General features: G+C 29.9%; 12 protein-coding genes and 2 rRNA genes (1 of these 14 cut by a window edge). 9 read left to right on the forward strand and 5 right to left on the reverse strand.

Annotated elements, in window-relative coordinates; genetic code table 11:
- Window positions 1-77 precede the first annotated feature (77 nt).
- The 4 genes from AB0T67_RS05300 to AB0T67_RS05315 are packed head-to-tail and all read left to right on the forward strand — an operon-like array spanning window position 78 to window position 4,744.
- The gene (locus AB0T67_RS05300; protein ID WP_369219454.1) at window positions 78-1,220 is read left to right on the forward strand and encodes an acyl-CoA dehydrogenase; all 1,143 of its coding nucleotides are present in this window, start codon (window positions 78-80) and stop codon (window positions 1,218-1,220) included.
- 59 nt (window positions 1,221-1,279) lie between these two features.
- Complete coding sequence (locus AB0T67_RS05305) at window positions 1,280-2,233, forward strand: glycosyltransferase family 2 protein (RefSeq protein WP_369219455.1); 954 nt, start codon at window positions 1,280-1,282, stop codon at window positions 2,231-2,233.
- Window positions 2,226-3,089, forward strand: coding sequence for a lysylphosphatidylglycerol synthase transmembrane domain-containing protein (locus AB0T67_RS05310; RefSeq protein ID WP_369219456.1), 864 nt, complete (start codon window positions 2,226-2,228; stop codon window positions 3,087-3,089). Before AB0T67_RS05305 ends, AB0T67_RS05310 begins: the two co-directional genes overlap by 8 nt.
- A gap of 11 nt (window positions 3,090-3,100) precedes the next feature.
- The gene (locus tag AB0T67_RS05315) at window positions 3,101-4,744 is read left to right on the forward strand and encodes an ArnT family glycosyltransferase (protein WP_369219457.1); all 1,644 of its coding nucleotides are present in this window, start codon (window positions 3,101-3,103) and stop codon (window positions 4,742-4,744) included.
- On the opposite strand, the gene AB0T67_RS05320 is transcribed toward AB0T67_RS05315, so the two are convergent.
- Genes AB0T67_RS05320 through pta form a run of 3 tightly spaced genes read right to left on the reverse strand, consistent with a single transcriptional unit; the run spans window position 4,741 to window position 8,812 of the window.
- Window positions 4,741-5,532 carry a tRNA pseudouridine synthase A gene (locus AB0T67_RS05320; protein ID WP_369219458.1) on the reverse strand — a complete coding sequence of 264 codons (792 nt, stop codon included), beginning with the start codon at window positions 5,530-5,532 and terminating at the stop codon, window positions 4,741-4,743. The genes AB0T67_RS05315 and AB0T67_RS05320 overlap by 4 nt on opposite strands.
- Window positions 5,532-6,713 carry an acetate/propionate family kinase gene (locus AB0T67_RS05325; RefSeq protein ID WP_369219459.1) on the reverse strand — a complete coding sequence of 394 codons (1,182 nt, stop codon included), beginning with the start codon at window positions 6,711-6,713 and terminating at the stop codon, window positions 5,532-5,534. Before AB0T67_RS05325 ends, AB0T67_RS05320 begins: the two co-directional genes overlap by 1 nt.
- Window positions 6,714-6,715: 2 nt before the next feature.
- A complete protein-coding gene (gene pta, locus AB0T67_RS05330; protein ID WP_369219460.1) occupies window positions 6,716-8,812 on the reverse strand; it encodes a phosphate acetyltransferase in 2,097 nt (698 codons plus the stop codon).
- A gap of 196 nt (window positions 8,813-9,008) precedes the next feature.
- Here pta and AB0T67_RS05335 point away from each other — a divergent pair, with 196 nt between their 5' ends.
- The 5 genes from AB0T67_RS05335 (at window position 9,009) to AB0T67_RS05355 (ending at window position 11,745) form a co-directional block, all read left to right on the forward strand.
- A complete protein-coding gene (locus AB0T67_RS05335; protein WP_369219461.1) occupies window positions 9,009-9,242 on the forward strand; it encodes a thioredoxin family protein in 234 nt (77 codons plus the stop codon).
- Window positions 9,243-9,305: 63 nt separating this feature from the next.
- Window positions 9,306-10,037, forward strand: a complete 732-nt coding sequence (locus tag AB0T67_RS05340; RefSeq protein ID WP_369219462.1) for a hypothetical protein — start codon at window positions 9,306-9,308, stop codon at window positions 10,035-10,037.
- An 8-nt stretch (window positions 10,038-10,045) separates the two neighbouring features.
- A complete protein-coding gene (locus AB0T67_RS05345; RefSeq protein WP_369219463.1) occupies window positions 10,046-10,792 on the forward strand; it encodes a hypothetical protein in 747 nt (248 codons plus the stop codon).
- A 33-nt stretch (window positions 10,793-10,825) separates the two neighbouring features.
- Window positions 10,826-11,089, forward strand: a complete 264-nt coding sequence (locus tag AB0T67_RS05350) for a DUF2024 family protein (protein ID WP_369219464.1) — start codon at window positions 10,826-10,828, stop codon at window positions 11,087-11,089.
- A gap of 35 nt (window positions 11,090-11,124) precedes the next feature.
- On the forward strand, window positions 11,125-11,745 hold the full coding sequence (locus tag AB0T67_RS05355) for a MarR family winged helix-turn-helix transcriptional regulator (protein WP_369219465.1): 621 nt from the start codon (window positions 11,125-11,127) through the stop codon (window positions 11,743-11,745).
- Window positions 11,746-12,017: 272 nt separating this feature from the next.
- Here the strand turns inward: AB0T67_RS05355 and rrf are convergent.
- Both rrf and AB0T67_RS05365 read right to left on the reverse strand, forming a co-directional pair.
- Window positions 12,018-12,126 (reverse strand): 5S ribosomal RNA (gene rrf, locus AB0T67_RS05360).
- Between the two features lie 105 nt (window positions 12,127-12,231).
- Window positions 12,232-13,123: ribosomal RNA gene (locus AB0T67_RS05365) — 23S ribosomal RNA — on the reverse strand; it runs 1,984 nt beyond the window's last position.

A 13,123-nucleotide genomic window follows, 5' to 3' on the forward strand; every position in this document is an offset into this window, starting at 1 on the left:
AATAAAACTTCACTAAATATATATTATTAAAAAAGTATCTTTGAGTGAATTTTTTACGAATATAACAATCATAAATTATGGATTTTAGTTTAACAGAAGAACACATAATGATACGTGATGCTGCACGTGATTTTGCACAAACAGAATTATTACCAGGCGTAATTGAAAGAGATAATAAACAAGAATTCCCCAAAGAATTAGTACGTAAAATGGGAGATGTCGGTTTTTTAGGTATTATGGTAAATCCAAAATACGGAGGAAGCGGAATGGACGCTATTTCATATGTATTAATTATGGAAGAACTTTCTAAAATTGATGCTTCGGCATCTGTCATGGTTTCTGTAAATAACTCTTTAGTTTGCTACGGATTAGAAGCTTACGGAACTGAAAATCAAAAACAAAAATACTTAACAAAATTAGCCACAGGACAACAAATAGGTGCTTTTTGTTTGAGTGAACCTGAAGCAGGTTCTGATGCGACATCACAAGCAACAACTGCCGAAGATAAAGGAGATTACTATTTATTAAACGGTACAAAAAACTGGATTACAAACGGCGGTAGAGCCGATGTTTATTTAGTCATTGCACAAACTGATAGAAGTAAAAAACATAAAGGTATTAATGCTTTTATTGTTGAAAAAGGTGCTGAAGGATTTCATATAGGTCCAAAAGAAGATAAATTAGGAATCCGTGGTTCAGATACTCACACACTTCAATTTAACGATGTGAAAATTCCAAAAGAAAATAGAATTGGTGAAGACGGATTTGGTTTTAAATTCGCTATGAAAACTTTAGCTGGTGGAAGAATTGGTATTGCTGCACAAGCTTTAGGTATTGCTTCTGGAGCTTACGAATTAGCCTTAAAATATTCAAAAGAACGAAAAACTTTTGGTACAGAAATCTGTAATCATCAGGCAATCGCATTTAAATTAGCAGATATGTACACAGAAATTGAAGCTGCAAGAATGTTAGTTATAAAAGCTGCTTGGGATAAAGATCAAGGAAATAATTACGATATGTCTGGTGCAGTAGCAAAATTATATGCTTCTAAAGTTGCTATGGAACAATCGGTTGAAGCAGTTCAAATTCATGGAGGAAACGGTTTTGTAAAAGATTATCATGTAGAACGTTTAATGCGTGATGCTAAAATTACTCAAATTTACGAAGGAACTTCTGAAATTCAAAAAATTGTAATTTCAAGAGGTATTTTGAAAGATTAATTTTAAACATATAATAATAAAATTCTTTATAGTAAATTTGCCGCACAAAATAATTATCTATGCTAGCTGACAAAAAAGACTATGGTTTCATATCTGTTATTATTCCTGTATATAACGAGGAAGATAATGTAATACCTTTAACAGAAGGAATAACCAATGGTTTAAAAGGTTTTAATTATGAAATAATTTTTATTGATGATTTTTCTACGGATAATACAAAGAAAAAGATTAATGATATGAAAAACCCTAACGTTGCTCTTATTGAGCTTCGAAAAAACTATGGACAAAGTTTAGCTTTAGCAGCAGGTTTTGACTATGCAAAAGGTGATTATGTAGTAACTCTTGATGGTGATATGCAAAATGACCCTTCTGATATTGTGCACATGATTGAGAAAGCACACAGTGAAGACTGGGATGTTGTTACTGGAATTAGAGCAAAAAGAAAAGATTCTATCTTCAAAACTTTCCCTTCAAAAATAGCCAATTTTTTAATCCGAAGAGCTACTCGTTTAGATTTAAAAGACCAAGGATGTGCTATTAAAGTTTTTAAGAAAGATATTGCTAAAGATTTAAACTTATATGGTGAAATGCACCGTTTTATAAATCTTTTAGCACACTTAAATGGTGCTAGAATTGCACAAGTACCCGTAAAACATCACGCTAGAATGCATGGAGTTTCTAAATACGGATTAGGTAGAACAATTAAAGTAATTAACGATATTGTTTTAATTATCTTCCAAAGAAAATACTTACAACGCCCTATTCATTTATTCGGTAACTTCGGGTTGTTTTTTATGTTTATCGGTTTAGGTATTAACTTTTATCTATTAATTTTAAAACTTTTAGGAGAAGATATTTGGGGAAGACCTTTATTAGTTGCTGGAGTTATATTTGTGGTTATTAGTATTCAATTTTTTACAGTAGGTATTATTGCCGATTTACTAATGAGAACTTATTACGAATCGCAAAGTAAGCGACCTTATACAATCAGAAAAATTCATTTAAGTGAATAAAAAATTAATTAAAACAGTTGCAAAAATTGGTGTAAGTTTTCTTCTCTTGTACTTTGTTTTTAAAAAAATTGATTTTACACAAGTATTAGATTTATATAAAAAATCTAATACTTTTTATCTTTTGGCATCAATTGTTTTATTTATAAGTTCACAGTTTATATCATCAATAAGATTAAATTACATATTTCATAAAAATGATTTTCTTTTAGAAAAATTCAGCAATTTAAAACTTTATTTTGTTGGAATGTTCTATAATTTTTTCATTCCTGGTGGCGTTGGTGGCGATGCATACAAAGTATTTATTTTGAATAAACAATTTGGATGGAAAGCAAAACAGCTTACAAAATGTGTTTTTATTGATAGACTTATAGGATTATTAGCCATTTTTTCATTATTGATAACAATGGCTAGTTATCTTTTCTTTTCAAATTCATTATTTCTGATACTTGGAATTATAACTTCTATAATTTCATTTTTTGTTGGTAAATTTTTCTTAAATCATATTTTTAAGAAAACCAATAACTATTATACGTATAGTTTTTTCTATTCAATTATAATTCAATTATTACAGATAGGTACTATTATTTGTATTCTTAAAGCTTTTAAATTAGATATCATTAATGCTTTAAGTTACTGTTTTACCTTTTTAATTTCCTCAGTACTTTCGGTAGTTTCGTTTGCTGGTTTTGGAGCAAGAGAATATGTGTTTTTAAAAGCTTCTACTTTTTTAAACACCAATGAAGCCATCGCTATTAGCATAGGACTTTCTTTTAATATTATTACTGCAATAATATCTTTAGTTGGAGTATTTTTTATTCTGAATAAATTAAGCTTGAAAACAATATCAATTAAATAAAAAATCATTTTATGACCTTTTTTTACGAACAAAAAAATATTAAATATTTATATTGTTTAATTGCATTAGTTTATATTATTGGAATATTTATGCCTTTAATGGGAAATGATTCTGCGCAACATGCAACCATGGCTATGCGTATGTTTTTAAGCGATAATTTTGCTGGACTAATTAAAGGTGAAACTCCTTATTTAGATAAACCTCATATGCACTTTTGGTTATCGGCTATTTCTTTTAAAATTTTCGGATTATATGAATGGGCTTATAGAATTCCTGCTTTAATATCGACAATAATTGGAACTTATTCTGTTTTTCAATTAACAAAAAAACTATATGATAAAAGCGTTGCACACTATGGTTCATTGATTTTTTTAACAAGTCAATCTATTATTTTGGCAAATCATGATGTTCGTACAGATGCCGTTTTAACAGGTGCTACCATCTTTGCTATATGGCAATTATTTGAATATGTTTCTACAAAAAAGCTACTACCTATAATTTTAGGAGCAATTGCAATGGGAATCTCTTTTTCAACAAAAGGTTTTTACGGAGTTGCTATTATTGTATTTTCTGTTTTTGCACATATTATTTATACTAAAAAATACAATGTTATATTTTCCTATAAAGTATTGTTAGCGATTTGTGCTTTATTTTTAAGTATTACGCCTGTTTTATATGCTTATTATGTTCAGTTCGGATGGGAAGGAATTGAATTTATATTATGGAATCAAAATATAAATAGAGCAACTTCAACAGGTTTCAATCAAAGTAGCCCTGATTATTTTTTCTTTTTTCATTCGTTACTTTGGGTATTTTTACCGTGGGCATTTTTAATGTATTACGGATTATTTTATCAATTAAAAAAATGGATAAAAAACAAGTTTAAAAAAACCGAAGGAGTCGAGTTTTTAACAATCGGAAGTGTTTTAATAATACTTTTTATTATTAGTTTTTCTAAATTTAAACTTCCACATTATTTAAATCCTTTACTTCCTTTATTGGCTGTTTTTACAGCAGGAGTTTTATACAATTTAAAGAAAGATAACAAGCAAAAAACGTTAAAAGTTTTTATGGGAATTGTTTATTTTATTGCCCCAGTAATGGTAATTATAACAACCTTACTTTTATTTTTTACTTTTAATACACCTAATATTTTCATTATTTTAGTAAGTTTTATTTTATTAATAGCACTTGCATTAACAATATTTAAAAAAGAAGTTCTTCCTCTAAAAATAGTAGTAAGTTCTGTATTATTAATGGTTTTTGTAAATTTTGTACTTAATTCTTACTTTTATCCTGAATTATTACAATATCAAGGAGGTATCAAAATAGCAAAAATTATAAATGAAGATGATACTATAAATGCTGATGATGTGTATTTATATGAAGATGATTTTTCTTGGCCATTAGATTATTACACTAAAAGAAATACGCCTCATATTACCAAGCAACAATTAAAAAATATAGATAAAGATGTTTGGATAGTTATCCGAAATACATCAATAAAAACCATAGAAGAATCAGGTTTTATTATTGATAAAAAATATAAAGTTGATCATTTTAGAATAACAAAGCTAAATCTTAAATTTCTAAATCCGAAAACTAGAAATTCAAAACTTAGCAATGCCTATTTATTAAAGATTAAATCTAATTAATCTAATTTTTCAAAATCTATTTTATGTAGATGTAATCCTGAAGCGGGAGCGATATTTTTAATAAATTCGATATCTGTTTCAGGATTTAAACTATCTTTTATAAAATCTAAATTATATTCTCCTTTTCCTAAACTGTGTAATCCTCCCATTATTAAGCGAATTTGATTTCTTAAAAAACCTTCACCTCTAACGATTAAAACAAAACTTTCTTTCGGAAAAAAAGAAGCTGTTAATTCTGTGTTTTTTTCAATTCTACAATATTCGATTGTTCTTTCAACTTTTGTTTCTTCGGATGGTTTTGTACAATATCTTTTAAAATTATGAAAACCTTCAAATAATATTGCTCCTTCTTTCATTATTTCGATGTTTAAATCATCTCTAAAACGAGTTAAAAAAGGTGCGGCATACGGATGATTTTTTTCTCCATAAGAAAAATAATAACGATATTCTTTTACCTTCGGATGTTGAATAATATTAAACTTATTATCAATATCTTCAATTTTTAATGCTCGCATATCACCAGGAGCATTGGCATTGAAATCAATCATAAATTGGTCAAAATCTACTTTTTCATCAATAAATAATTGAAAAGCAAAATGAGTTGCCGATACTCTTGCATCGGTTCTTCCAACACCTAAACTTTTAAGGCGAATTCCTTTATAAATAAATTTTAATGTTTTGTCTAAAAATAAATGACCTGTTTTTAAATTTGGCTGTTTTTGCCATCCATGAAAACGAAATCCTAAATATTGAATGGTTACTAAATAAGAATGTTTATAATTCATCATTATACTAAATCGTACGATTGTTTTGCTATTTCTAATTCTTCATTGGTAGGGATTACCAATATTTTCACTTTTGAGTTTTCTTTATGAATCTCTGTTAATTTTTTGGCTCTAATATCATTTTTATCTTCATCTAAAGCTATTCCAAAAAACTCCATATCATTACAAACTAACTTTCTAATAAGTACTGAATTTTCACCAATTCCCGCAGTAAAAACTATGGAATCTAATCCGTTCATCACCGCAATATACGAACCTATATACTTTTTTATTCGATATGCATTCATATCTAAAGCCAATTGACAATTTTTATCACCATTTAATGCTTCTTTTTCAATATCACGTAAATCACTAAATCCTGTTAAACCAAGCATTCCGCTTTCTTTTTGTAACATATTATTTACAAAATCAGCTTTATATCCTAAATTATCTATCAAATGAAAAATTAAAGAATGATCAATATCACCTGAACGAGAGCCCATAATTAATCCTGAAACAGGGCTAAACCCTAAACTATGATCGATACTTTTTCCATTTTCAATAGCCGTAATACTACAACCATTTCCTAAATGAATCGATATAATTTTAGTATCTTTTTTATCTAAATAAGCAATTGCTTTTTCTGAAACATATTTATGACTTGTTCCATGAAAACCATATAAACGAATTTTGTCATATTCTAAAAACTTATTAGGAATAGCATATTTATGAGCTTTAACAGGTATTGTTTGATGAAAAGCCGTATCAAAAACAGCTACCTGTGTTGCCTTTGTAAAAATACTTTCGGCAACTTCTATTCCTTCTAAATTTGCAGGATTATGAAGCGGTGCTAAAGAAAATAATTCTTTGATATTATTTTTAACTTCATCAGTAACAATTGTTGTTTTTGTAAAAGCACTTCCACCATGTACAACTCTATGAGCTACAATTTTAATTTCATCGGTAGCGGTAATAACTCCTACTTTTTTATCGAGTAATAAAGTAACTACTTTTTCTAATCCTTCTTTATGATTTTTAATTTCAAGTTGTTCTTCAATGTCATTTTCTAATGATTTATAATGAACAGTACCTTTTTCTAATCCAATTCTTTCAATCAATCCTGAGCAAATAACTACTTGTGATAGCATCTCAAATAATTGATATTTTATAGATGAACTCCCCGAATTTATAACTAATACTTTCATATTTATTTGTCTTGAGCTTGAATTGCGGTTAAAATTATAGTATTAAAAATATCATCAACAGTACACCCTCTACTTAAATCGTTTACAGGTTTATTTAATCCTTGTAACATTGGACCTATTGCTAATGCACCTGTTTCTCTTTGTACCGCTTTATACGTATTATTTCCTGTATTTAAATCAGGGAAAATTAAAACATTTGCTTGACCTGCAACTTTTGAATCTGGCATTTTCTTTTTTCCTATTGATGCATCAACAGCGGCATCATACTGAATAGGACCTTCAACTTTCAAATCGGGTCTTTTTTGTTTGATAATTTCTGTAGCTTTTCTAACAGTATCAACATCTTCACCTTTTCCTGATGCTCCTGACGAATACGATAACATCGCAATTTTAGGATCAATACCAAAAGCAATACTAGAATCTGCGGATGAAATAGCAATTTCTGCTAATTCTTCTGCCGTTGGATTTGGATTAATAGCACAATCACCAAAAACAGAAACTCTATCTTCTAAACACATAAAGAAAATAGAAGAAACCACCGAAGAACCTGGTTTTGTTTTTATAAACTGTAAAGCGGGTTTTATAGTATGTTGCGTAGTGTGAGCAGCTCCTGAAACCATTCCATCAGCCAAGCCTTTATATACCATCATTGTTCCAAAATAAGAAACATCTGCCATTAAATCTTCTGCCATTGCAGTACTTAATCCTTTGTGTTTTCTTAGCTCATATAAAGTATTTGAAAAATCACTAAAATAATCAGATTCAATAGGATTTATAATTTCGGTAGCATCAAAATCAAAAGAAATATTTAAACGTTTTATTGATGTTTCAATATTTACTCTTTTACCTAATATTGTCAATTTAACAACATTTGTTTTTTGAAGTTGTGATGCAGCAATTAAAATTCTATCATCATTTCCTTCGGGTAATACGATGTGTTTTTTTACTTCTTTTGCTTTTTTCAATAAATTATATTGAAACATTCTTGGCGTAAGAATATCAGTTCCTTTATAAGTTGTAAGTTTTTCATTTAAAGCGGCAACATCTACATGCGTTTCAAAAATATTGATAGACATTTTTATTTTATCAACATTATCTGCATAAATATGAGATCTTACATTACCAAGTTTTGTTGTAACGGCAAAAGTTCCTTCTTTAACTGATAAAATAGGAACAATTTTTTCTAGACCTTCAATTAATTTAATTATTGATGAATTTAAAGCAATTCCACCAGTTAAAACAATACCTGAAATAGCAGGATAATTTGTTGAAATATTCGCTTGTAAAGTTCCTAATAAAATATCCGATCTATCAGCAGGAGTTACAACAATACTTTCTTCTGTTAAATGATGCAAAAAATGAGATAATTGCATCGCACCTACTTTTATGTCACCTGTCGTATTATTTAATAAATGTTCACCAAATAATACATCAGCTTTAATTTCGTTTAAAAGCTCCTTAACCGTTGGATTATTTAATTTTTTATCAATAGGAATCGCATTAATAGAAACAGATTTTGGTAAATTTCTACCAACCTCTTCAACGATAGTATTAATATTTATATCTTCAATTTTATTGGCTACAACCGAAATTACTTCAACATCTTTATTTACAAATGAGTCATAAGTTAAACGCAAACCTTGTATAAATTCATCCAATGTTTTATTCAAACCACCCGAAACAATAATAACGGGAATCCCTAAATTCTTTGCAATTAAAACGTTTAAATCCATTTCAATAACAGCACCATGATCTGAAAAATCAGTTCCTTCAACAATTACAAAATCATTTTGTTCTTCTAAAACTTTATATTTTTCTATAATTTCAGATATAACTTCGTCTTCTTTATCGTCATTTAACTTATCAATTAAATCAGATCGTGTAAAAGCATAACAATCTTCATAAGAACATTTTATCTTAAAATAATTAAGAACTGTATTAATATGATTATCTTTTTTATCTCCTGACGGATTATCAATAATTGGTCTAAAATATCCAACTTTTGGTTTTTTACGAAGTAATAACTGCATTAAACCTAAACTCAACATAGATTTCCCTGAGTTCGCTTCACTTGCAGCAATATAAACAGCTTTATTCATATTTCTAATTTTATGCAAAATTAGGCTAAATAAAATTAATTTTTTATGATAATTGTTCTGTGTTAAATTATTCTATTAAGAATCATTTTATCTATTTTCTACTGTTAAAATTCATAAAAATTATAAAATATTTTTTTTAATTAGGATTCCTAACTATATTTGCGATGCAATAAAGCAACATATAAAAACAAATATTATGAGTAAATCTATTTTTTATCACGCAGGATGTCCTGTTTGTATTACAGCAGAACAAGAAATAATAAGCTTAATCGGTGCTGAAAATGTAGAACTGGTTCATCTTGGTGAAGAAAAAGAAAAAATTGAAACAGCAGAAAAAGCAGGTGTAAAATCTGTACCTGCATTAGTAACCCCTACTGGAAATGCATTGCATATAAATTTTGGTGCATCTATAGAAGATGTAAAAGGTTAATCTCAATCAAAATAGTTAGGAATCCTTACCTAAAAGGATTCCTTTTTTAAAATTAAAAACAAGATGAAAAAATTAAAATTAATAATAATACTGTGTTTATTTGGAGCTAATATTTATGCACAAGGTGAAAATGAAGATGCTTCATTTAATAACACTACCGATTTAGTTATAAAAAGCACTAACATTAAGCATAATACAGATTTAGAACAGCTTGTATTTACTATAGAAGTACAAGGTAATGCTGTAGCAACAACACCAAATGCTTTTGGTAAAATGGATGGAGCTCCTGTTTTAGGCTATGTTTTTCCTACTAATTTAAATCCTACAGATGTTGGTTTTAATAATACAGAAGGTATTGTTGCAATGGCATTAACTTCACATCCAGATTTTGATGATACTCCTTTATGGGATGAAAATAATGATACTAATTATCAGAATGATGGAATTGTATGGCATCCGCATTGGGTAATATTAACTCAAAATAGTAATGTTGCTGGAGGTTTAGCTGTAAAGCAATTTAATAGTGATGATACTTCTGTTATACTACCACCTACAAATCCGGGTATGCCAATGTATATGGATTCTCCTGGGTATTCTGTAATTGCAAAGCAAAATACTATAAAAGTTATCATACCTGCCTATAGAATAAATAACAAAACTAATTTTAATTTTGATGCGGTAATAGCCTATATGCAAGTTAATACATCAGATGAAAACTTACCTCTACTTGGTGTTTATAAAGTATACAGTATTGCTTCTGGAGATTTATCATTACCATATAAAGTTACTAAATAATACATCAAATGAAAAATTACACCCTACACAAAATAGTAGTTACTATACTTTTAGCAACATTCATAATAAGTTGCTCTAATAAAGATACTACAGATATAATAACATCTAGTATAAATAAAGATTTTAGTATTACACAAACTAATGCCATTTATGATAATGTGTTAGAACAAATTATAATGAGTATTGATGTAGAAGAAGTGGCTGGTAATACCGTTCCTACTCCTATAGGAAAAACAGATGGCGCTCCGGTTTTAGGCTATGTTTTTCCTACATCACTAAAAACAACAGATGTTGGATTTAATGCTATTAATGGTATTGTTGCATTAGCATTAACATCGCATCCAGATTTTGATGATACGCCTTTATGGGATGAAAATAATGATACTAATTATCAAAATGATGGTATTGTGTGGCATCCGCATTGGGTAATATTAAATAATGATACAAGAATTAAAGGTAATTTATCTGTAGTAGAATTTGACTCTAACAAAACAACAGTAATGCTACCTCCTACAAATCCAGGAATGCCAATGTATATGGATTCTCCTGGATATCAAGTAATACAAAGAGGTTCTACTATAAAAGTAGTATTTCCTGCTGCTGCGGTAAACCATGTTACTGATTTTAATTTTGATGCAGTAACAGCATTTTTAAAAGTAAATACCTCAAATCCAGATTTACCTTTATTAGGTGTATATGAGGTGTATGATATCGCCTCTAAAGATTTGTCTTTACCTTATACTATTCAAAACTAAATAGAAACACGTAACAATAAACCAAAAATACACATGGAAATAGCTGTTTGGGACACTTATGTAAAAAGAAAAGATGGAAAAACAATGCATTTTGATATTTTAGTACCAAATGCGCTTACTGATAAAGAAATCATATTTGGTTACGGAAAATCTTATCTAAAAACAAAAACCTTTGAAACTTTACAATTAACATCTAATGAATGTAAATTGTGTCATATGGAAGAAGCTCCTGAAGCTATTATAGAAGATATCGAAGAAGAAGGATATTACATAATAGAAATGGAAAATTGTAATTAATTTAATTAGGATAACTAACTTTGCCTGTCAAACAATTGGCAGGCATTTTTATGGAAGAAAGTATATTTAACCCGACACAGCAAGAAAAAGATATTTCAAGTAAAATTGTTGTAGGGCTAGAACGCATATCAGAAGTTTTTAAAATTTTATTATGGGAAAAAGCAAAACTAATAGGCTTAAGTCCCATACAAATTCAGATACTTATTTTTATTAATTTTCATAAAAATGAACTTTGTAAAGTAAGTCATTTGGCTAAAGAATTTAATGTTACCAAACCAACAATAAGTGATGCTATTAGAGTTTTAAATAATAAAAAATTAATTATAAAAGATTTTTCAGATACAGATAGCCGTAGTTACACTATTTTATTATCCGATTATGGAAGTAAAATTATTACTGAAACATCAAATTTTGCTAATCCATTAAAAGACAAAGTAAATAGTTTAACAAATCTTGAAAAAGAAGAACTTTTTACTTCTTTAAATAAAGTTATATTTAAACTAAACCGTAGCGGAATATTAACCATTCAAAGAACATGTTATAGTTGTAGTTTTTATGAAAAAACACAAAACAGTAATTATTGTCACTTATTAAAGCAAGAACTTACAGCAGGTCAAATACGATTAGATTGCCCTGAACATAATCAAAAAGAATAACCTTACTATAATGACTTCATCAATGTTAATAAAAACATAAAATAGCAATTATTTTTTTATTTTAGAAGCTAATCCCGCTTTCCGCACTCGCTTTTTTTTGAAGAAAAATCAAAAAAAGAGCTCAAACAATTGCTTCAATCGGGGCTAAAAACCTATGATACACTTTATAAAATCCTTACAAAAATTAAAATTTGTGGTGAGGATTTTTTTTATTTTATTTAGTTAAGTTTTAAGCAAAAAAAACCTCAATCTAAAAAGATTGAGGTTTCAAAGAAAGGCAACGACCTACTCTCCCACCATTGGCAGTACCATCGGCGCAAATGGGCTTAACTTCTCTGTTCGGGATGGAAAGAGGTGAGCCCCATTGCGATAATCACCTTAAAATGTTTCAGTATATTTCAACTGTATAAGTTAACATATTGGTAAAAATTATATCGTAAATAATCAAAAGAGTTGGTGCTTGCGCCCTTTCGAGCGCAAGACTTCTACATAAGCCTATGGGTTATTAGTAATACTCGGCTATGACATTACTGCCTTTACACCTGTATCCTATCAACGTGGTAATCTTCCACGACCCTTTAAAGAAATCTCATCTTGTGGTGGGTTTCGCGCTTATATGCTTTCAGCGCTTATCCCTTCCCAACGTAGCTACTCTGCAATGCTCCTGGCGGAACAACAGATACACCAGAGGTTAGTTCAACTCGGTCCTCTCGTACTAAAGTCAAATCCACTCAAATTTCTAACGCCCACAGCAGATAGAGACCGAACTGTCTCACGACGTTCTGAACCCAGCTCGCGTGCCACTTTAATGGGCGAACAGCCCAACCCTTGGGACCTTCTCCAGCCCCAGGATGTGACGAGCCGACATCGAGGTGCCAAACCCCCCCGTCGATGTGAGCTCTTGGGGGAGATCAGCCTGTTATCCCCGGAGTACCTTTTATCCTTTGAGCGATGGCCCTTCCATGCGGAACCACCGGATCACTATGCTCTACTTTCGTACCTGATCGACCTGTATGTCTCTCAGTCAAGCTCCCTTATGCCATTGCACTCTACGCACGGTTACCAAACGTGCTGAGGGAACCTTTAGAAGCCTCCGTTACTCTTTTGGAGGCGACCACCCCAGTCAAACTACCCACCACGCACTGTTCTCATTGCTGAGTTAGATTCTAGATAAGCAAAGGGTGGTATTTCAAGGGTAACTCCACAACGCCTAGCGACGCCGCTTCATAGTCTCCCACCTATCCTACACATTACTTATCCAAAACCAATACGAAGCTATAGTAAAGGTTCACGGGGTCTTTTCGTCCCGCTGCGGGTAATCGGCATCTTCACCGATACTACAATTTCACCGAGCTCATGGCTGAGACAGTGTCCAGAT

The organism is Tenacibaculum salmonis (assembly GCF_041053065.1).
In the GTDB taxonomy this organism is placed as follows: Bacteria; Bacteroidota; Bacteroidia; order Flavobacteriales; family Flavobacteriaceae; genus Polaribacter; species Polaribacter pacificus_A.